Annotated in this window: 17 protein-coding genes; 14 read left to right on the forward strand and 3 right to left on the reverse strand. The window is 69.6% G+C overall.

Features of this window, described 5'->3' with window-relative positions; all coding sequences use genetic code 11:
- Nucleotides 1–84 precede the first annotated feature (84 nt).
- The 3 genes from OO70_RS01680 to OO70_RS01690 are packed head-to-tail and all read left to right on the forward strand — an operon-like array spanning nucleotide 85 to nucleotide 3,741.
- Entirely contained in the window at nucleotides 85–2,298 is a 2,214-nt protein-coding gene (locus tag OO70_RS01680; protein ID WP_043662769.1) for an MMPL family transporter, read from the forward strand.
- Between the two features lie 47 nt (nucleotides 2,299–2,345).
- Nucleotides 2,346–2,795, forward strand: a complete 450-nt coding sequence (locus OO70_RS01685; protein WP_234336662.1) for a MarR family winged helix-turn-helix transcriptional regulator — start codon at nucleotides 2,346–2,348, stop codon at nucleotides 2,793–2,795.
- Between the two features lie 13 nt (nucleotides 2,796–2,808).
- Complete coding sequence (locus tag OO70_RS01690) at nucleotides 2,809–3,741, forward strand: NADP-dependent oxidoreductase (protein WP_043662771.1); 933 nt, start codon at nucleotides 2,809–2,811, stop codon at nucleotides 3,739–3,741.
- Between the two features lie 18 nt (nucleotides 3,742–3,759).
- On the opposite strand, the gene OO70_RS01695 is transcribed toward OO70_RS01690, so the two are convergent.
- A complete protein-coding gene (locus OO70_RS01695) occupies nucleotides 3,760–4,722 on the reverse strand; it encodes a GlxA family transcriptional regulator (RefSeq protein ID WP_043662772.1) in 963 nt (320 codons plus the stop codon).
- Nucleotides 4,723–4,834: 112 nt separating this feature from the next.
- Here OO70_RS01695 and OO70_RS01700 point away from each other — a divergent pair, with 112 nt between their 5' ends.
- From OO70_RS01700 to OO70_RS01710, 3 genes are all read left to right on the forward strand, one after another.
- Complete coding sequence (locus tag OO70_RS01700; RefSeq protein WP_043662773.1) at nucleotides 4,835–5,131, forward strand: putative quinol monooxygenase; 297 nt, start codon at nucleotides 4,835–4,837, stop codon at nucleotides 5,129–5,131.
- A 68-nt stretch (nucleotides 5,132–5,199) separates the two neighbouring features.
- A complete protein-coding gene (locus OO70_RS01705) occupies nucleotides 5,200–5,616 on the forward strand; it encodes an organic hydroperoxide resistance protein (protein ID WP_043663522.1) in 417 nt (138 codons plus the stop codon).
- A gap of 63 nt (nucleotides 5,617–5,679) precedes the next feature.
- On the forward strand, nucleotides 5,680–6,708 hold the full coding sequence (locus tag OO70_RS01710; RefSeq protein WP_043662774.1) for a methyltransferase: 1,029 nt from the start codon (nucleotides 5,680–5,682) through the stop codon (nucleotides 6,706–6,708).
- 24 nt (nucleotides 6,709–6,732) lie between these two features.
- Here OO70_RS01710 and eno read toward each other — a convergent pair whose 3' ends face one another.
- A complete protein-coding gene (gene eno, locus OO70_RS01715; protein ID WP_043662775.1) occupies nucleotides 6,733–8,016 on the reverse strand; it encodes a phosphopyruvate hydratase in 1,284 nt (427 codons plus the stop codon).
- 100 nt (nucleotides 8,017–8,116) lie between these two features.
- Here eno and OO70_RS01720 point away from each other — a divergent pair, with 100 nt between their 5' ends.
- Together OO70_RS01720 and OO70_RS01725 are read left to right on the forward strand one after the other, a co-directional pair.
- Nucleotides 8,117–8,983: a winged helix-turn-helix transcriptional regulator gene (locus tag OO70_RS01720; protein WP_043662776.1), complete on the forward strand. Its 867-nt coding sequence runs from the start codon at nucleotides 8,117–8,119 to the stop codon at nucleotides 8,981–8,983.
- A 192-nt stretch (nucleotides 8,984–9,175) separates the two neighbouring features.
- Nucleotides 9,176–10,576, forward strand: coding sequence for a nucleobase:cation symporter-2 family protein (locus OO70_RS01725; protein WP_234336663.1), 1,401 nt, complete (start codon nucleotides 9,176–9,178; stop codon nucleotides 10,574–10,576).
- A 187-nt stretch (nucleotides 10,577–10,763) separates the two neighbouring features.
- Here the strand turns inward: OO70_RS01725 and OO70_RS01730 are convergent, their stop codons facing one another.
- Nucleotides 10,764–11,540 carry an SDR family oxidoreductase gene (locus tag OO70_RS01730; RefSeq protein ID WP_043662777.1) on the reverse strand — a complete coding sequence of 259 codons (777 nt, stop codon included), beginning with the start codon at nucleotides 11,538–11,540 and terminating at the stop codon, nucleotides 10,764–10,766.
- Nucleotides 11,541–11,803: 263 nt separating this feature from the next.
- On the opposite strand from OO70_RS01730, the gene OO70_RS01735 reads away from it, so the two are divergent.
- The 6 genes from OO70_RS01735 to OO70_RS01760 all read left to right on the forward strand — a co-directional run bounded on the left by OO70_RS01735 (nucleotide 11,804) and on the right by OO70_RS01760 (nucleotide 19,973).
- Nucleotides 11,804–12,799: a LacI family DNA-binding transcriptional regulator gene (locus OO70_RS01735; protein ID WP_043662778.1), complete on the forward strand. Its 996-nt coding sequence runs from the start codon at nucleotides 11,804–11,806 to the stop codon at nucleotides 12,797–12,799.
- 346 nt (nucleotides 12,800–13,145) lie between these two features.
- Entirely contained in the window at nucleotides 13,146–14,675 is a 1,530-nt protein-coding gene (locus tag OO70_RS01740; protein ID WP_043662779.1) for an ABC transporter substrate-binding protein, read from the forward strand.
- Between the two features lie 87 nt (nucleotides 14,676–14,762).
- Nucleotides 14,763–15,704, forward strand: coding sequence for an ABC transporter permease (locus OO70_RS01745; protein ID WP_043662780.1), 942 nt, complete (start codon nucleotides 14,763–14,765; stop codon nucleotides 15,702–15,704).
- The gene (locus OO70_RS01750) at nucleotides 15,701–17,542 is read left to right on the forward strand and encodes a dipeptide/oligopeptide/nickel ABC transporter permease/ATP-binding protein (RefSeq protein ID WP_043662781.1); all 1,842 of its coding nucleotides are present in this window, start codon (nucleotides 15,701–15,703) and stop codon (nucleotides 17,540–17,542) included. Before OO70_RS01745 ends, OO70_RS01750 begins: the two co-directional genes overlap by 4 nt.
- The gene (locus OO70_RS01755) at nucleotides 17,539–18,465 is read left to right on the forward strand and encodes an ATP-binding cassette domain-containing protein (RefSeq protein ID WP_051740449.1); all 927 of its coding nucleotides are present in this window, start codon (nucleotides 17,539–17,541) and stop codon (nucleotides 18,463–18,465) included. Before OO70_RS01750 ends, OO70_RS01755 begins: the two co-directional genes overlap by 4 nt.
- Nucleotides 18,462–19,973, forward strand: coding sequence for a glycoside hydrolase family 43 protein (locus tag OO70_RS01760; RefSeq protein WP_043662782.1), 1,512 nt, complete (start codon nucleotides 18,462–18,464; stop codon nucleotides 19,971–19,973). The genes OO70_RS01755 and OO70_RS01760 overlap by 4 nt, the downstream gene beginning before the upstream one ends.
- Nucleotide 19,974 lies beyond the last annotated feature (1 nt).

Here is a 19,974-nt window from a genome sequence, read left to right on the forward strand (position 1 = left end):
TGCGCGGCGACGAAGAGTTGCGTATTGGTCAACTCCGTCTGTTTCGCGTCGCTTTCGCCGTATGGACATCAAAGGAGATCGGGCGTGTTTGAACGCATAGCCGAACTGGCGATCCGCCGGTCCCGGTTGGTACTTGTCGTCGCCGTCGTGGCCCTGGCCCTCATGGGTGCCCTGGGCGCAGGCGCGTTCGGCAAGATGCTGGGAGGCGGCTACGACGACCCGGCCTCCCTGTCCAGCCGGGCAGCGAAGGTCATCGACGGGAAGTTCGGCGGGGAGACCAACCTGGTCCTGCTGGTCCGTGCCGACCAAGGCCGCGTCGACGCTCCGGCCGCAGAGCGGAACGGCCGGGCGTTGGTGGCCGACCTCAAGAAGGAACAGCACCTCGAGAACGTGATCTCGTACTGGGACACGGCGAGCCCCGACCTCCGTTCCAAGGACGGCCGCGAGGCCATGGTGCTCGCGCATGTGAAGGGCAACGACACCGAGCGGGACGAGAACGCCAAGAGCGTCATCGACGCCTACGCCGGACCGTACAAGGACACACTCACGGTCCAGGCGGGCGGCGGCGCCGCCGTGACCAGCGAGATGGGTACCCAGTCCGCCAAGGATCTCGTCCTGGCCGAGTCCATCGCCGTGCCGCTCACCCTGCTCCTGCTCCTGCTGGTCTTCGGCAACATGGTCGCGGCCTTGCTGCCGCTGGCCATCGGAACCATCGCCATCGCGGGCACGTTCGCCGAGCTGTACGTCCTCGGCAGCGTCACCGATGTCTCCGTCTTCGCCGTCAACCTGACCACGGCACTGGGCCTCGGCCTCGGCATCGACTACGCCCTGCTGATGGTCAGCCGGTTCCGGGAACAGCTCGCGACCGGGGCGAGCGTGGACGACGCCGTCCGGCGCACGGTGAGCACGGCGGGTCGTACGGTCGCGTTCTCCGCCGCGACCGTGGCAGCGGCGCTCGCCGCACTCCTGGTGTTCCCGCAGTACTTCCTGCGCTCGTTCGGCTACGCCGGTGTCGGTGTCGTCGTCATCGCGGCCGTCAGCACCCTGTTCGTCATGCCGGCCCTGTTCGTCGTCCTGGGCCACCGGGTCAACGGCGGGCGGCTGCCGTGGATGAATCGCGAGCGTTCCGGCACCGGGGCACCGCTGTGGGGACGGCTGGCCGGCACCGTGATGCGGCGGCCCGCGCTCACCGCGCTGCCCGTCCTCGCGGTCCTGCTGGTCGCGGCGAGCCCGCTCCTCGGCATCACCTTCGGCACGCCGGACGAACGCGTGCTGCCCGAGGACGCCGAGAGCCGGCAGGTCTCCTCCGTGCTGAGCGAGAAGTTCAACGGCGACGACTCCTCCGCCCTGCACATCGTCATCGACACATCCGTGAGCAAGAACCCCCTGGAGTCGTACGCGACCGAACTGTCCGACCTCGACGGCGTCGTCCGCGTCGAGACCAGCACGGGAACCTACGCCGACGGACAGTCCGCAGCGACCGACCCGGGCAGCACCGCCCTAGGTCGCCCCGACGCGCAGCAGCTCAACGTGGTCAGCACCCTGACACCGAAGTCCGACGCGGCCCAGAACCTGGTACGGGAAGTGCGAGCGGTCGCCCCGCCCGCCGGAACACACCCTCTGGTGGGCGGAGTTGACGCCGTACTGGTCGACTCCAAGCACTCAGTCGGCAGCCGGCTCCCGCTCGCCGTGGCCCTGGTCGCCCTCACCACCTTCCTCCTGCTCTTCCTGTTCACCGGCAGCGTCGTGCAACCGTTGCGCGCACTGCTCCTCAACATGATCAGCCTGGGAGCGACCCTCGGCGTCATGACCTGGATCTTCCAGGACGGCCACCTCTCCTCCGTGCTCGGCTTCACCGCACAGCCGATGGACGTGTCGATGACCGTGCTGATGTTCTGTATCGCCTTCGGGCTCTCGATGGACTACGAGGTCTTCGTCACCAGCCGGATCAAGGAACTCCACGACCTGGGCGAGGACAACGAGTCCGCCGTGACCAACGGCCTCGGGCACACGGGACGCATCGTCACCGCGGCGGCCTGTCTGCTCGCGGTGAGCTTCTTCGCCTTCGGGACGGCCGAGCTCAGCTTCATGCAGCTGTTCGGCCTGGGCAGCGGACTGGCCATCCTCATCGACGCCGTCGCCGTACGCGGCATCCTCGTCCCCGCCGCGATGCGCCTGCTCGGCCGGTCGGCCTGGTACGCGCCCGGCTTCCTGCGCAGGTTCCACGAGCGGTTCGGCCTCAGTGAAGGCGGGCCCGTGCCCGGGCTGAGGGAGAGGGATGCGTCCCAAGTGCATTAGCTCTAATATGATTAGAGCTAATGCATCTAGCGGGAGGGGCCCCGCGCGTGGACCTGCGGCAACTCTTCGACGACCTGGTGCGCTTCGAGACGGACCTGTGGAACGGGATCGACGCCCGGCTCCGGCAGGACTGCGGCGTGACCCTGGGCGGCCTGAACGTGATGCTCGTCGTCGAACGCGCGGGGTCCTGCCGGGTGAACGACATCGCCGCCGCCCTCTCCATCACGGTCGGCGGCGCGAGCCAGGCCGTCGACCGGCTGGAGAAACTGGGCCTCTGCGCCCGGCGCCCCCACCGCACCGACCGCCGCTCCTCGCTCGTCGAACTCACGGCGGACGGGCGGGACTTGGTGGCCGAGGCCGGTCCCGTGTTCGACAGCGAACTCGCGAACCGGCTGGCCGCCCCACTCCCGGACACGGCGCTCGGCAACCTCGCCGCCGCACTCGCCGTACTCCGTGCCGCCACCCCGCACGCCCAGAACCCGGGCCAACACCCCTGACGAAGGAGACCAGATGAGCCCCGCATCCGCACGCGCAGTGCGCTTCGACCAGTACGGCGACCGCGACGTCCTCCATGTCACCGAGGTGCCGATGCCCCAACCCACCGAGGGGGAAGTCCTCGTGGAGGTCCGAGCGGCCGGCATCAACCCCGGAGAGGCGGCCATCCGCGCGGGCGCGCTGCACGAGCGGTTCCCCGCGACCTTCCCGTCCGGCCAGGGCAGCGACCTCGCCGGCGTCGTCACCGCCCTCGGCGAGGACGTCACGGACTTCGGTGTTGGCGACGAGGTCCTCGGCTTCTCCTGGGGACGGTCCAGCCAGGCCACCCACGTCGCCGTACCGGCATCGCAGCTGATCCCCAAGCCGGACGCCCTGAGTTGGGAGGTGGCCGGCTCCCTCTACGTCGTGGGCTGCACCGCGTGGGCCGCCGTCGACGCGGTCGCCCCCAAGCCCGGCGAGACCGTCGCCGTCTCGGCCGCAGCGGGCGGTGTGGGCACCGTCGCCGTCCAACTCCTCGCCGTACGGGGCGCGCACGTGCTCGGCATCGCCTCGCCCGCCAATGCCGACTGGCTCACCGCCCATGGCGCGACGCCGGTTCCGTACGGCGACCACCTCGCCGAGGCGCTCACCGCGTCGGCGCCCGGCGGGATCGACGCCTTCATCGACCTCTTCGGCCCCGAGTACGTCCAACTCGCCGTGGATCTGGGCATTCCCCCGGACCGGATCGAGACGATCATCTCGTTCCAGAAGGCGCAGGAGCTCGGTACGAAGAGCGCGGGCAGCGGTGACGCCTCCACCCGCGAGGTCCTCACCGAGATGGCCGACCTCGTGGCCTCCGGCCGTATCGAGATCCCCATCGCCGCCAGCTACCCGCTCGACCGCGTCCGCGACGCGTTCGCCGAACTCGAGCAGCGGCACACGCGCGGGAAGATCGTGCTCATCCCCTGAACCCGAAGCGACCCGGCATCACTTGCTGCCGCGGAGGGCCGACGTGGTCTTCCCGGTGCGCTCGCGGAGGAGCACCCGCAGGGTGTTGGGGTGTTCGTAGCCGACCTTCCTGGCGATGGTCTCCAGGGACAGGCCGGTGGTGCGCAGCAGATGGGAGGCGCGTTCGATTCTCAGGTCCTGGACGAACCGGATGGGTGACGTCCCGACCGTGCGCTGCACGGCACGCTGGAGGGTCCGCTCGCTGACGCCGATGGCCTTCGCCGCCTCGGGGATGCTGATGGGCTCGGCCAGATGCTCGCGGGTCCAGAGTTCGAAGGCCGCGACGGTGGGATCGTTCTGGGCCAGCGCACTGGGAATCGCGTACGCGGCCTGCGACGGGCGTTCGTCGACCACGAGATAGCGGGCGACCAGGTCGGCGAGCGCGGGGCTGCCCGCCCGGACGATCGCCAGCGCGAGATCGACATGGCCGAACGCCGCGCCGGCGGTGGTGATGCCCTCGCAGCTGATGACCATCTGGCTGTGATCCAGCGGGACTTTCGGATATCTGTTCCGGAACACCGGCGACAGCCACCACGTCGTCGTGGCGCGCACCCCGTCCAGCACCCCCGCCTCGGCCAGGAGGAATGTCCCCGCGCACGCCGAGGCAATGGGCGTACCCCGGGCGCGAGTTCGGGCGACGAGGTCGCGGAGTGGACGGGACGCGTCGCCGCCGACATGGTCGAGCAGCTCGGAAGGGTCGCTCCCCGCGAGCGCCGGTACGACCAGGAGGTCCGCCGTCTCGGCGGCCTCGAGCGGCTCGGGCGCCACGACGAGCCCCGCCCCGGTCCGCACCTGCGGGGCAGGGCCGACCATCGTCACGTTCCAGGTGGGCGACGACTCATGGAGCTGCCCGCCCAGGGCGTTGGCGTTGCTCAGCACGTCGAGGACCGCCGAGAGCCCCGAGTCGAACACCCCGTCGTAGACGACGACCGCTACTCGCATGGCGGGAACACTATCAACCGTGTCGTTTCTGCCGCTGATGTGATCACCAGCCGCCGCCATAGGTTCGTTGTGCGCCGGGAACCCGGCGGTTCGTACGCAAGGAGTGGTCACAGTGAAGGTCGGTCTGTTGGTACGCATCGAGGCCAAGCCGGAATACGCCGACGAGGTGGAGGCCATGCTGCGCGGCGCACAGGAGTTGGCCGAACAGGAAGAGGGCACGGTGACGTGGTTCGCGTTCCGTGAGAACGCCACCACCTTCGGAGTGTTCGACACCTTCGAGGACGAGCAGGGACGCCAGGCGCACCTGACGGGCCGGATCGCCGCCGCACTCGGGGAAGCCGCGCAGACGAAGCTCAGCGCACCGCCGGTGATCGCCCCGGTGGACCTGCTGGGGATCAAGGTCCCCTGAGCCCCGTCCTCCCCCTGAACTCGGCACGTCAGAACAGCAGTTGAACGTCTAGGGAAGTGGTCGGAATCATGAACGCTGTCTACACCGCCGTCGTCACCGCCAACGGCCGGGACGGCCGCGCCGCCAGCAGCGACGGACACCTCGATGTGCGCCTGGCGTTCCCGCCGGCGCTCGGCGGCGACGGCCAGGGCACCAACCCCGAGCAGCTCTTCGCGGCCGGCTACGCGGCCTGCTTCACCAGCACGCTCGGCGTGGCGGGCCGAGCGGCGAAGGTTGCCACCGGTGAGATCTCGGTGACCGCCGAGATCGGCCTCGCCAAGGACGACACGGACGGCGGCTTCGCCCTCACCGCGCTGCTGCGTGTGAAACTCCCCGAGAGCCTGCGCAACGACACCGGCCGCAAGCTCGTCGAGCAGGCACACGCGGGCTGCCCGTACTCCAAGGCCACCCGCGGCAACATCCCCGTCGAACTCGTCGTGGAATAACAGCCGTTCGGACACATGAGGTGACGGCGGCCGGAGGGCCGCCGTCCACCTGAGGAGATCGAATTGAACACTGCAAGAGAGCCGGCGGCGGCTCAGGACTACGAGCGCATGATGGGCATGGTCACGGGCTTCTGGGTCACCCAGACGGTCCGGGCCGCCGCGTTGTACAACCTCGCGGACCATCTCGCGGCCGGAACCGACACCGCCGAAGCGATCGCCGAGGCGGAATCCACCGACCCGGACGCGACCCGCCGCCTGCTGCGCACCTGCGCCTCCCTCGGCCTGATGACCTCCGAGGACGGACGGCACTTCACCTGCACATCCCTGCTGAGCACCCTGCGGCAGGACGACCCCCACTCGCTACGGCACTTCGCCATCTCCCAGTCCGCACCGGGCCACTGGCTGCCGTGGGGCAGGTTCCCCGAGGCCGTCCGAACGGGCCGGCACCAGGTCACCGCGGCCCATGGCGAGGCGAACATCTTCGAGTACTTCGCCCAACACCTCGACGAGGCGTCCTCGTTCACCGAGTCCATGAGCAACCTGTCACGCGACTCCGCCCGTGACATCGCCGCCGTGCTGGACACCAAGGGCGTCACCCTCGCCCTGGACATCGGCGGAGCGGGCGGCGACGTCGTCCGGGCGATGATGCGGGCCAACCCCGAACTCGACGGCGGGGTCTTCGACCTGCCCCACATCGTCCCCGCCGCGACCGAAGCCGCCAAGGCCGAAGGGTTGGACGGACGGTTCACCACCATCGGCGGCGACTTTTTCGAGTCGGTTCCACCGGCGGACCTCTACGTCCTCAAGTACATCCTGCACGACTGGGACGACGCCAACTGCGTCCGCATCCTGCGGAACTGCCGGGCACAACTGGTCGAGGGCGGCCGCATCGCCGTCGTCGATCACCTAGTCGGCGAGCCCGGCCAACCCGGACTCGCCCCCTTGATGGATATGAACATGCTCGGCATGACAGGCGGCAGGGAGCGCCAACTCGCCGAGTTCGACGCTCTGTTCACGGCAGCCGGCCTGCGCCGCGTCAACGTGTCCGAGGCCGGCGCCTTCGCCGTCATCGAGGCACAGCCCGCAACCTGACCCCCGATGGGGCGACTTGGCGTGTCAGCGGCGCAGCCCCAGCGCGTCACGCCCCGCGTACCGCGCCTGGTCGCCCAAGTCCTCCTCGATACGGATGAGTTGGTTGTACTTGGCGGTGCGGTCGGCGCGTGACAGTGACCCGGTCTTGATCTGGCCGCAGCCGGTGGCGACGGCGAGGTCGGCGATGGTGGTGTCCTCGGTCTCGCCGGAGCGGTGGGACATGACGACCGTGTAGCCGGCACGGTGGGCCGTCGCGACGGTGGCCAGGGTCTCGGTGAGCGTGCCGATCTGATTGACCTTCACCAGGATCGAGTTGGCGATCCCGTCCCGGATCCCGGCGCTCAACAGCGTCTCGTTGGTGCAGAAGACGTCGTCACCGGTGAGCTGGCAGCGTCCGCCGAGCCGGGCGGTCAGGTCCTGCCAGCCGCCGTGGTCGTCCTCGGCCATCGGGTCCTCGATCGACGCGACGGGGTAGCGGTCGACCAACTCCGCCAAGTAGTCGGCGTGTTCGGCGGGGGTACGGCGGACGCCCTCGCCCGTGTAGTCGTAGACCCCGTCGCGGAAGAACTCCGACGTGGCGGGGTCCATGACGAGGGTGATGTCGGTGCCGGGCTTGTAGCCGGTCCGTTCGATGGCGTGGAGGACGAAGTCGAGGGCCTCGTCGGCGGTGCGCAGGTCGGGGGCGAAGCCGCCCTCGTCGCCTACGTTCGCGCTGTGGCCGGCGGCGATCAGATCGCGGCGCAGGGTGTGGAAGACCTCGGAGCCCATGCGGACGGCCTCCGCGAAGGTGGCCGCGCCGATCGGCGCGATCATGAACTCCTGGAAGTCCAACGGGTTGTCGGCGTGCGCGCCGCCGTTGACGATGTTCATCATCGGCACCGGCAGCAGCCGGGCGTCGACGCCGCCGATGTAGCGGTACAGCGGCAGTCGATGGGCGGCCGCGGCGGCCTTGGCGGTCGCCAGGGAGACGCCGAGCAGGGCGTTGGCGCCGAGGCGTGACTTGGTGTCCGTGCCGTCCAGGTCGATCATGGTCCGGTCCACGGTCGCCTGGTTCTCGGCGTCGAGCCCGATCACGGCGTCCGCGATGCTCTCGTTGACGGCGTCGACGGCGCGCCGAACTCCCTTGCCGTGGAAGCGGGTCGGGTCGCCGTCGCGCAGTTCCACGGCCTCCCGGGCGCCGGTGGAGGCGCCCGAAGGTACGGCGGCCCGACCGAGCGAGCCGTCCTTGAGCTCCACGTCCACCTCGACGGTCGGATTGCCCCGGCTGTCGATGATCTCCCGTGCGACGACCCGGCTGATGACGGTCACGGTGCAACTCCTCACGCAGGGCCCGCGTCTCGGACATCGGCGGGCGGTAAGTTCCACTCAGAAACAAAGTGAGTCCTGAAAGAGAACCTACTATGGGCGCATGAGGATGCACAACGCCGACGAGACCTGCGGTATCGCCCAGGCCGCCGTGGTTCTGGGGGACTGGTGGAACGTTCTGGTGCTACGGGAGATCGCCCGCGGAAAGGTCCGCTTCGACGCGCTGGCCGCCGAGATCGGCCTGTCCCGCAACGTCCTCACCGAGCGCCTGGGCCGACTCGTCGCCCAGGGCGTCCTGCGCCGCAGCCTCTACCAGCGACGTCCGGTGCGTTACGAGTACGTGCTCACCGATGCCGGGCTCGCGCTGCTGCCCCTGCTCGCTGCGATGCAGGACTGGGGCGACCGGTGGATGCTGGGTGACGGCAGCCTCACGGCGACTGTGGCCGAGGACAGTGCCGAACACACCCGCGTGCACGCCCTGCCCGGCACCCGACTGCCCGCCGATCTTCAACTCCCCGGTACCCAGGGCGCGGACCTCCCCGTCGTCTCGCCGGACGCCGCCGCGACCGTGCTGTTCACCTACCCCGGCACGGGCATCGACTGGGACGAACGGATCCCCGGCGTCACCGGCTGCACCCTGGAGAACCGGCTCTTCCGTGACGCCTGGCCCGATTTCCAGCGGGCGGGCGTGGACGTACGCGGCATCAGCACCCAACTCCCGCACGAACAAGCGGAGTTCGCCCGCGCCGAGGACATCCCGTACCCCCTCCTCTCCGACGCCCACCACCAACTGGGCGCGGCCCTACGGCTGCCGACCTTCCGCGGCGCCGGCCGCCTGCGCCACAAACGCCTGATCCTGATCGTCGACGCCGAACGGGCCGTACGACACGCCCTGTTCCCGATCGACGACATCCCGCACGCCGTCACCCAGAGCCTGCGCCTGGCTGTGGACTGCGCCCGTACCGCTTGAGGCGTGCCCGCAGTGGAAGTCGTACACGGCCTGCTGCGTGATGGGGGGATGCTGGCGGGGTCTGGGCGACTGGTGGACCGTGGTATCGCGACCGTTCCGCCGCCATTGCGGATGGGTATCCAGTCCCCACACCGAATACTGCACACCGAATACTGCCGCGCCCCCGTCCCCGCCCCGCTCCGGAGGCCCCAGTTGTCCCAGCCCGCCGAACCCCCCGAGCCCGAAACCGTGGCCCCCACCCGGCACCCGGTCGACGAGGTCCTGCCACCCGCCCGGCTGGGACTCCTCGGTCTCCAGCACGTGCTGGTCATGTACACCGGCTGCGTCACCGTCCCGCTCGTCTTCGGAGCGGCGGCCAAGCTCGACACCTCCACCATCGGCCTGCTCATCAACGCCGACCTGCTGGTCGCCGGCCTGGTGACACTCCTTCAGGCCCTCGGCATCGGCAAGCTGTTGGGCGTACGCCTCCCGGTCGTCGCGGGCGCCACCTTCACCGCCGTCACCCCGATGATCCTCATCGCGGGCGAGTACGGCATGCAGGCGGTCTACGGCTCGATGATCGCCGCCGGTGTCTTCGGACTGCTCGTCGCGGTGCCGTTCGCGCGGGCGGTGCGGTTCTTCCCGCCGTTGGTGAGCGGCTCGGTCATCACCGTCATCGGGCTGTCCCTCATCGGTGTCGCGGCCGGGCTGATCGCCGGACAGGACGCCACCGCCAAGGACTACGCGGCCCCCAGCCACCTCGCGCTCGCCGGCGGCATCGTGCTGCTCATCGTCCTCGTCAACCGCTTCACGAGTGGCTTCGTCGCCCAACTGGGCGTCCTGCTCGGCCTGGTGGTCGGTACGCTGATCGCGGTCCCCATGGGTCTGACGGACTTCTCCTCGGCGAAGGGCGCCGACTGGTTCGGCCTCGCCTCGCCCTTCCACTTCGGCGCCCCGCACTTCCCGGTCGCCGCCGTCATCTCCATGTGCGTCGTCATGCTGGTGACGTTCACCGAGTCGACCGCCGACATGCTCGCCGTCGGTGAGATGACCGGACGCCCGCTCAGCAAGAACGACTTGGCGCGCGGCCTGGCCGTCGACGGCATCTCCGGCATCCTCGCCGGCATCATGAACGGCTTCCTGGACACCGTCTTCGCCCAGAACGTAGGCCTGGTCGGCATGACCAAGGTCCGCAGCCGCTACGTCGCCGCAGTCGCCGGAGGCATCCTCGTGGCCCTCGCCCTCATCCCCAAGCTCGGCGAGATCGTCGCGTCCCTGCCGGGACCGGTGATCGGCGCGGCCGGACTGGTCATGTTCGCCACCGTTACCGCCGTCGGCATCAACACCCTGCGCAAGGTGGAGTTCGACGGCACCAACAACCTGCTCATCGTCGCCGTGTCCATCGGCGTCGGCATGCTGCCGGTCGCGGCCCCGACGATCTACCACGCCTTCCCGACCTGGGTGCAGATCATCGGCGGCAGCGCCATCACCAGCGCGACCGTCGCCGCGTTCCTGCTGAACCTGCTGTTCAATCACACGCCGGGGAGGAAGAAGGCGGAGTCGGGGGCGGAACCTGTGGGGGCGGCCGTTCCTGAGTCCGAGCCCGCGAACTGAGACCGCTGCGGCGGACCGGTGCGCAGGTGCCCCGCGAACGCGCCCCTTTCCCCGGTGCGGTGATTGGTACCCCGGACTCCAACACCGTCGCACCAGATCTGCGTTGCCCCCGCCCTCCTCGTGCAGGAGCACGACGTGCACGACCGGGCGTCCCGTCCCGCGGCGCGGACCTCTGAAGAGGCGGCCGCTACTCGAATCCCCCGTTGCTCATGAGGAGTTGGCCGTTGATCCACTGACCTTCCGGCGAGCAGAGGAAGTCGACCAGGTGCGCGGTGTCCTGCGGGGTGCCGAGGCGGTTGAGCGGGGTCCGGCGGAGTACCTGCGCTCGACCGTCGTCGGTCATCCAACCGGTGTCCACCGGGCCAGGGTTGATGACGTTGGCGGTGACGCCGAGGTGGGCGAACTCGTGGGCGGCGGCCAGGGTGATGCGGTCCAGGGCGCCCTTGCTCGCGCCGTAGGGGAGGTTGTCGACGGTGTGGTCGCTGGTGAGGGCGATGATCCGGCCGCTGCCCGGGGTGGCGGCGAACCGTCGGCCGTACTCGCGGATCAGCAGCCAGGTGGCGCGCGCGTTGACCGCGAAGTGCCGGTCGAAGCTTTCGAGTGTGGTGTCGAGCAGGCCCGAGTCGACCGACTCGCAGTGGCACATCACGAGGGCGGTGACGTTGCCCAGGCCGTGTTCGACCTCGTCGAAGACACGGGCAGGAGTGTCCGGGTCGGCGAGGTCCGCTTCGATCGCCTGGGTGGCGGCGCCGTGTTCCGTGAGGGCGTCGGTGATCGCGGCGGTCGCGCCGGGCTCGGGGCCCCAGGCCATGCGCTCGTCGTAGGGCGTCCAGTAGGTGAGGGCGATGTCCCAGCCGGAGGCCGCCAACCGCCGGGCGATACCCGCACCGATGCCGACGGTCCGTCCAGTTCCGGTGATCAGCGCGAGGGGGCGGGCAGGCGGGTGGGCGGCGCTCGTCGTCATGGTCCGGGATCGTCCATGACGGGGGCCGGATCGGGCAACTGCCTTTTCTGCGGGGCGTCGTGGCTGTGCGAGACGCGCCGAAGCATCCCTGTGCCGAGCCAGGTCCGACACCGCACCCGCAGCCGCGCACACCGGAATTTCACAGCTCAGGCCGTCCGGAGTATCGGACACCCCGCATGTCCACTGTTACGATTCAGTGAAGCCCGCTACTCAGTCGGACGCCCCCGTACAGGCTTGTCCAAGATCTTCCACAGGAGGCTCCCATGGCGCGCAGGACCGGCCGCGTGACGGCGACCGACGTCGCCAAGGAGGCAGGGGTTTCGCAGACCACGGTCAGCTATGTGCTGAACGACGTGTCGCACCAGAAGATCTCCGAGCAGACCCGGCGCAAGGTGCTGGACGCGGTGGCGAAGCTGGGCTACGAACCCTCGGCCGCCGCACGCGCCCTGCGCCTGGGCCGCAGCGATCTGGTGCTGCTGTTCCTTCCGGATGTTCCCGTCGGCGGCACACTGACCGCCCTGGTCGAGCTGCTCGGCGACGAGCTGGAGCGGCACGGCCTGAACCTCGTCACACGGCGGGAGCGGCACGCCCCGCTCAAGTCGCTGTGGCGTGAGCTCATGCCGGCGGCGGTGATGACGACGTTCGACGTCGGCGAGGACGACGTGGCCAGCATGCGGGCGGCCGGCATCCACGTGGTCATCACCGGCATGGGCCCCGCGGTCGCCCCGGGGGTCCTGATCGTTCCGCAGAGCCAGATCGGCGCGATGCAGGTCGAGCGACTGGCGGCGACGGGACACACGCGCATCGGCTATGCCGCTCCTGGGGATCCCCGGCTCCGGGGATTTCTGGACCTGCGGCTCGAAGGCGTCCGCGCCGCCTGCGCCGAGCGCGGTCTTGAGCCGCCGGTCGTGCTGGACGTGCCCCTCGACATCTCGGCCGCCGCCGCTGCGGCCGAACAGTGGCACTCGGCCGTCCCCGCCGTCACGGGAGTGTGCGCCTACAACGACGAGACGGCCTTCGCCCTGCTCGCCGGCATGCGCCGGGTGGGGCTCACCGCCCCCGGCGACCTGGCCGTGATCGGCGTGGACAACGACAAGTTGGCGCCTTTCGCCGTACCGCCGCTGACCACGATCGACAACAACCTCGACGTCGCTGTGGGCCGCGCGGCCCGGATGATCGTCAACGGCGTGACAGGCAAGTCCCAGCCGGCATCACCCCAGGTGAACCCGCTGACACTGGTCGTGCGCGAGTCGGCCTGACGCCGGGCCGCTGACGGGGACCTCTTCGGGCCGATTGCGCGGAAGGGTCTCTTCCGCGCGCCTTGGTGCCGCGCGTCCGGATTGCCGCCTCTCAAAAAGCTGATGCACGCCTCTTGTGGTCCACCAAGGGCGGGGCTACGTTACGCATACGTTTCACTTGTACGTATCAGTGGCTGATTTCGGACCCACCGAAAACGGTGGATGCGAAGCCCCTTCCGCCAGGAACGGCTGACCGCCAAGAACGGTCCAGGCCGCGTCAGGACCTGGTTTCCCACTCCCTCCGAGGCCCTTGAGGGCGGCTCGCTGTCCGACGCCGCCCGGTCATCCACTTATCAGCGGAGTACCCATGCGAAGAATCGCGCTGACCGCCGTATCGGCTGTCCTGATGTTGTCCGCGGCCGCGTGCGGCTCGGGATCGGGTTCCGGTTCGGGCAAGGCGGCCACCGGCGGCACCCTCACCCTGGCCCCCCTGGTCGCCGCCCAGCCGTGGGATCTGGCCGACGCCGGTCTCGGCAACAACGCGCAGTACTACCAGCCCGTATACGACTCACTGCTCCGGCTGTCCCCGACGGCCGACGTCAAGCCCAACCTGGCGACCAAGTGGTCCTACAACGCGGCCCGCACGGTACTCACGCTGACCCTGCGCTCCGGCGTCAAGTTCACCGACGGCACCGCCCTGGACGCGGCGGCGGTCAAGACCAACCTGCTGCACACCGAGAAGGGCACCAGCGAGGCGGCGGGCCAGCTCAAGGGCATCAGCGGTGTCGACGTCGTCAACGCCACCACGGTCGCGATCAAACTCTCCGCCCCCGACCCGTCGTTGGTGCCGAACCTCGGGAACGTGGCCGGCATGATCGCCAGCCCCAAGGCCATCGCCGCGGGGACGATCAAGACCACCCCGGTGGGTTCCGGCCCGTACGCCCTGGACAAGTCCGCGACCACGGACGGCAGTACGTACACCTTCGTGCGCAACCAGGGCTACTGGAACAAGGCCGCCTTCCCCTTCGACAAGATCGTCCTCAAGCCGCTGACCGACCCGACCGCCGTGCTCAACGCGCTCCGCTCGGGACAGGTCAACGGCGCGCTGCTGGCCAGTGCCAAGAACGTCGCGCCGGCCAAGAGCAGCGGGCTCAACGTCACCAAGTACACCTCCGGCGACGTCGAGGGCGTGTACATCTGGGACCGCGAAGGAAAGATCGTCAAGGCGCTCGGCGACGTCCGGGTCCGCCAGGCCCTGAACTACGCCTTCGACCGTTCCACGATCGTCAAGACGGCGAAGCAGGGGCTCGGCAAGGCGACGACCCAGATCTTCAACCCGGCCGGCTCGGCCTTCGACAGCTCGCTCGACTCGAAGTACTCCTACGACCCGGCGAAAGCCAAGCAGTTGCTGGCCGAGGCGGGCTATCCGAACGGCTTCTCCGTCACCGTGCCGGACGTGTCGTCGGTCTTCCCGGACCAACAGGCCGCCATGGTCCAGCAGTTGGAGGACATCGGGATCAAGGTCAAGGTCGACAAGATCCCGGTCACCCAGTTCATCAGCGCCCTCCTCGCGGGCAAGTACCCGCTGTCGTACATGACGTTGGCCTCCTTCCGCCCCTGGGACACCATCCAGATCGAGGTGGAGAAGAGCGCGCTGTGGAACCCGCTGCACAGCTCGGACCCGAAGGTCACCGACCTCGTCACCAAGGCGCAGTCCGCGACCGGCGCCGCCCAGGACGCCCTGTTCAAGCAGCTCAACACCTACCTCGTCGACCAGGCGTGGAACGCGCCCTGGGACTCCGTCGAGAACACCTACGCGACGACCAAGGGCATCACCTTCACCCCGCAGACGTTCGCCGCGGTTCCCCCGATCTACAACTTCAAGCCCACTGGCTGACCCGGACGGCGGGCCGGGCGGGATGACATCACCTCCCGCCCGGCCGCCGATCAACACCGGTCAGGGAAAGGCAAGGTGGAGAGACTAATGATCGTTTTCTTGGTCCGGCGCATCGCCGCCGGGCTGGTCCTGGTCCTGGTGATCGCGACCACGACCTTCGCGCTGATGGGCCTCACCGGTTCCGACCCGGTGCGCCAGATCGTGGGACAGACCGCGACCCAGCAGCAGGTGTCGGCCAAGTCCGCCGAACTCGGACTCGACCAGCCCTTCGTGGTCCGCTACGGCCACTGGCTCGCGGACGCGGTGCACGGCAACCTCGGCAGCTCGTGGTTCAGCGGTGAGTCCGTGACGAGCTCACTCGAGAACAAGCTGCCGGTGACCCTGTCGATCGTGCTGGCCGCGCTCCTGGTGTCGGCCGTACTGAGCACGGTGCTGGGCGTGGCCGCCGCGGTCCGCCGGGGCGCCCTGGACCAAGTGGTGCAACTACTCGCGGTGTTGGGGTTCGCCGTACCCAGCTTCCTGGTCGCCCTGGTGTTCGCCGTCGTGATCGGTGTCGACCTGGGCTGGCTGCCCGCGACCGGCTACGTGCCGTTGGCGGACTCGGCGGGCGGCTGGCTCAAGTCGATCACCCTCCCCGCGCTGTCGCTCTCCGTCGGAGCGATCGCCGCCACCGCCCAACAGGTGCGCGGCTCCATGGTCGACGTCCTGCGCGCGGACTACGTACGCACCCTCCGCAGCCGTGGCATCAGCGAACGGAGCCTGCTGTTCCGGCACGCTCTGCGCAACGCGGCCCCGGCCGCGCTGACCGTGCTGGCCCTGCAGTTCATCGGCCTGGTAGGCGGCGCGGTGGTCGTCGAGAAGGTCTTCGGCCTCAACGGGATCGGCAGTCAGGCGACCAGCGCCGGCTCGCAGGGCGACACCCCGGTGGTCATGGGCGTCGTCGTGGTCATGGTCGCCCTCGTCGTGGTGGTCAACATCCTGATGGACCTCGCATACGGCTGGCTCAACCCGAAGGTGCGTGTGGGATGAAACTTCCCCAGTCCGAAGAGACGACGGGCGCGGTCGCCACGGACGTCGCCGCGCACGGCCGGGCGGGACTCCTGCGCCGACTGCTGCGCAACCCGGTGGCCGTGACCTGTCTGGTCCTCCTCGCGCTCATCTCCCTGGCCAGCCTCTTCGCACCCCTGCTGACCAGCCAGGACCCCGCCCACTCCTCACTGACCGACAGCCTCGCCCCGATCAGCGGCAAACACCCGCTGGGCGGTGACGGCGTCGGCCGTGACGTCCTGGCCCGACTGCTCTACGGCGGCCGCACCAGCCTGCTGGGAGCCCTGCTCGCGGTGGCCGTCGCCGTGGTGATCGGCGTACCCGCCGGTCTGGTGGCCGGCTACTACCGCAAGTGGTTCGACGCCGTGAGCAGTTGGGTGTCCAACCTGCTGATGGCCGTACCGGCGATCATCGTGCTGCTCGTCGTGATGTCGGCGGTGGGGCAGAACACCTACATCGCCATGGCGGTCTTCGGCCTGCTGATGTCGCCGGGCGTCTTCCGGCTGATCCGCGCCTCGGTGATCTCCGTACGCGAAGAGCTGTACGTGGACGCGGCCCGGGTGTCCGGCCTGACGGACTCCCGGATCATCCGCCGACACATCCTGCCCGTCGTGCAGGCGCCGACCATCATCCAGGCCTCCCAGATGCTCGGCCTCGGCATCGTCATCCAGTCCGGGCTCGAGTTCCTCGGCCTGGGCTCGGCGACCCAGGCGAGCTGGGGCGCCATGCTCAACGACGCCTTCGCGAACATCTACACCAAGCCGGAACTGATGGTCTGGCCCGGACTGGCGCTCGCCGTGACCGTCGCCGCGTTCGGCCTCCTGGGCAACGCCCTGCGGGACGCGCTGGACGGCAGCGCGGCGAACGGGCGGAAGCCACGCGGCACCGCCGGCCGCAAGCAGGCGGCGGCGAAGAAGACGCCGACCGTCGTGCTTGACGCGGGGGACACGGACGACGCCCTGCTCGTCCTCGAAGGCCTGACGGTCTCCTATCCGACGGCCCAGGGCGAGAAGACCGTCGTCGACGGCGTCTCCCTGACGGTACGCCGGGGCGAAGTCCTCGGACTCGTGGGGGAGTCGGGCTCCGGCAAGAGCCAAACCGCCTTCGCCGTCCTCGGGTTGCTTCCTCGCGAGGCCCAAGTCGCCACCACCCGGCTCGTGTTCGACGGCACGGAGCTGGGACGGCTCGGCCGCGCCGAGATGAACCGCTACCGCGGCCACCGGATCGCCTACGTCCCGCAGGAACCCATGTCCAACCTCGACCCCTCCTTCCGTATCGGCGCCCAACTGGTCGAACCGGTACGCCGACACCTCGGGCTGTCGGCCGCCGAGGCGAAGGCGAAGACCCTCGGCCTGCTCGAACGCGTCGGCATCTCCGACCCGGAACGGGTCTTCCGCTCCTATCCGCACCAGATCTCCGGCGGGATGGCGCAGCGCGTCCTCATCGCCGGCGCCGTGTCCTGCGAACCGGACCTGCTGATCGCCGACGAACCGACCACGGCCCTCGACGTGACCGTGCAGGCTGAGGTGCTCGACCTGATGCGGTCCCTTCAGCGCGAGCGGAACATGGGCATGATCCTCGTGACCCACGACTTCGGTGTGGTCGCCGACATCTGCGACCGCGTGACGGTGATGCAGACCGGCGCCGTCGTGGAGTCCGCGCCCGTGGGGCAGTTGTTCGCCGATCCCCAGCACCCGTACACCCGCATGCTCCTGTCCTCCACGTTGGAGGACGCCGAGCCGCGGTCCGCGCTGAGCGGCACTGTGCCGGTGAGCACCGCCGGCATCACGAACACCGGACGTCAGGAGGGTCCGGCATGACCGGGACCATGAACGGGACACCGCGCAAGGAACTCCCGGCCGAACCCCTGCTCGTCGCCGACGACCTGGTCGTGGAGTACCCGTCGAAGGGCTGGCGCAAGCCGCCGTTCCGGGTGCTCAAGGGCGTGTCGATCACCATCGCCGCGGGCGAGACGCTCGGGCTGGTCGGCGAGTCGGGATCGGGCAAGACCACCCTGGGCCGAGCCGTCCTCGGACTGGCCCCCATCACCTCCGGCACCGTCCGCTACGACGGCAAGGTCATCTCGGGCCTGGGCGCGAAGGAACGCCGGGCGCTCAGCAGTGACATCCAGGTGGTGTTCCAGGACCCGTACACCTCCCTCAACCCCGCGATGACGGTGAACGACATCCTCAGCGAGCCGCTGAGGGTCGCCGGTACCCCGCGCGCGGAGGCCGAGAAGCGCGTGCGGGACCTGCTCGACCAGGTTCGGCTGCCCGCCGACGCAGGGGAGCGGCTGCCACGCGAGTTCTCCGGCGGCCAGCGTCAACGCATCGCCATCGCACGGGCGTTGTCGCGCGACCCGCGGGTCATCGTCTGCGACGAACCGGTCAGCGCATTGGACCTGTCGACGCAGGCCCGGGTACTGGACCTGTTCGTCGAGATCCAGGAACGCACCGGCGTCGCCTACCTCTTCGTCACGCACGACCTGTCCGTGGTCCGGCACATCAGCCACCGGGTGGCGGTCATGCAGGGCGGCGAAATCATCGAGACCGGCGACGCGGCGACCGTCACTACCGTGCCCCAACACCCCTACACGCAGCGCCTGTTGCTCGCCGCGCCCGTGCCGGACCCGCAACGGCAGGCGGAGCGCCGAGCAGAGCGACGACGGCTGGCGGCGGCCCTGGCTGCCGACACCTCCACGGAAGTTCCCACCAACGCCTCGATGTCGGGAGACCGAGCATGACCCTTCCCAACCCCACCCTCCCCGGCTTCCACCCGGACCCCAGCATCACCCGCGTCGGCGACGACTACTACCTCGCCTGTTCCAGCTTCGAGTACCTCCCCGGCATACCGCTGTTCCACAGCCGCGACCTCGTGCACTGGGAGCAGATCGGCAACGTGGTAACCCGGCCCGGTCAGTTGGCGGTGGAGAAGGTCCCCACGCTCGGCGGCGCCTGGGCACCCACCATCCGGTTCCACGACGGCCGCTTCTGGCTGGTCGTCACCGACGCGATGGGGCGCGGCAGCCTCATCTTCACCGCCGACCGCGCCGAAGGCCCCTGGTCCGACGGCATCGTCATGCAAGGCGTGCCCGGCATCGACCCGGACCTCGCCTGGGACAGCGACGGCACCTGTTTCGTCACGTACTCGGGTCTCCAGCTCGACGGCGACCAGGCAGGCCGGCACCTGGGCATCCAGCAGGTCCGCATGGACCTCGAAACCGGCCAAGCCCTCGAAGAGCCACGGTCGTTGTGGTCGGGCACGGGCCTGATGTTCCCCGAGGCGCCGCACCTCTACGAGATCGACGGCACCTGGTACCTCCTGATCGCCGAGGGCGGCACCGAGCGCGGGCACTCCGTGAGCATCGCCCGCGGCACCCGTCCGGACGGCCCCTTCGAGGGCGGCCCGGCCAACCCGGTGCTCAGCGCCCGCAGCACCGACCGCCCGATCCAGAACACCGGCCACGCCGACCTGGTGCGCACCCCCGACGGAGGCTGGGCACTGTTCCTGCTGGGCATGCGTCCTGGCGGCCTGACGAGGGCCTTCTCTCCCATGGGACGGGAGACCTTCAGCACCACACTGGAGTGGATCGACGGCTGGCCGGTGGTGCAACCGGTCCAACTGACCACGCCCACCGCACCAGTTGAGCACCATGAGGACTTCACCGGCGCCGAACTCGGCCCGGAATGGCTCTCGATACGGACACCGGCCGCCGACTGGTCCTCGCTCACCGAGCGACCGGGCCACCTCGTCGTACACGCCGACGGCTCCACCATGGACGACCCGCGGCCACGGTTCGTCGGCCGCCGCCAGCAGCACCAGTCGGCCGTCTTCTCGGTCCGCGTCGACAGCACCGACGGGATCGGCGGGCTGAGCCTGCGGATCGACGAACACCACCACTACGACATCGAGGTCGGCGCCGGCATCGCCCGTGCCCGCGCCCGGGTGGGCGGCCTCTGCCAGACCTGGGAGCAGCCGATTCCCGCGGGCCCGGCGACCGTACGCATCGAGACCGAGCCCGTGGTCGGTATGGGCCTCGACGCCCTCGGCCCGGACCTGGTCCGGCTGTCCGTCGAATCCGACACAGGAACAGGCACGGACTCCGGCACCGGTCCGGTCGAACTCGCCGCGCTGGACGGCCGCTACGTCTCCGCCGAGACCGCCGCGTCCTTCACGGGCCGAGTCGTCGGCATGTACGCCGCCGAAGGCTCCGTCGCCTTCGAGCAGTTCAGCTACCGGGGCGAGGACTAGG

Origin of the sequence: Streptomyces xylophagus, from assembly GCF_000716435.1 — a bacterium.
GTDB classification, from domain to species: domain Bacteria; phylum Actinomycetota; class Actinomycetes; order Streptomycetales; family Streptomycetaceae; genus Streptomyces; species Streptomyces xylophagus.

Coding starts and splice junctions, on each gene's coding strand:
- OO70_RS01695 (WP_043662772.1), bottom strand. CDS start 4,722: ATGCGAGTAGCGGTCGTCGTCTACGACGGGGTGTTCGACTCGGGGCTC.
- OO70_RS01690 (WP_043662771.1), top strand. CDS start 2,809: ATGAGCCCCGCATCCGCACGCGCAGTGCGCTTCGACCAGTACGGCGAC.
- OO70_RS01730 (WP_043662777.1), bottom strand. CDS start 11,540: ATGACGACGAGCGCCGCCCACCCGCCTGCCCGCCCCCTCGCGCTGATC.
- OO70_RS01705 (WP_043663522.1), top strand. CDS start 5,200: ATGAACGCTGTCTACACCGCCGTCGTCACCGCCAACGGCCGGGACGGC.
- OO70_RS01760 (WP_043662782.1), top strand. CDS start 18,462: ATGACCCTTCCCAACCCCACCCTCCCCGGCTTCCACCCGGACCCCAGC.
- OO70_RS01750 (WP_043662781.1), top strand. CDS start 15,701: ATGAAACTTCCCCAGTCCGAAGAGACGACGGGCGCGGTCGCCACGGAC.
- OO70_RS01755 (WP_051740449.1), top strand. CDS start 17,539: ATGACCGGGACCATGAACGGGACACCGCGCAAGGAACTCCCGGCCGAA.
- OO70_RS01735 (WP_043662778.1), top strand. CDS start 11,804: ATGGCGCGCAGGACCGGCCGCGTGACGGCGACCGACGTCGCCAAGGAG.
- OO70_RS01740 (WP_043662779.1), top strand. CDS start 13,146: ATGCGAAGAATCGCGCTGACCGCCGTATCGGCTGTCCTGATGTTGTCC.
- OO70_RS01720 (WP_043662776.1), top strand. CDS start 8,117: ATGAGGATGCACAACGCCGACGAGACCTGCGGTATCGCCCAGGCCGCC.
- OO70_RS01745 (WP_043662780.1), top strand. CDS start 14,763: ATGATCGTTTTCTTGGTCCGGCGCATCGCCGCCGGGCTGGTCCTGGTC.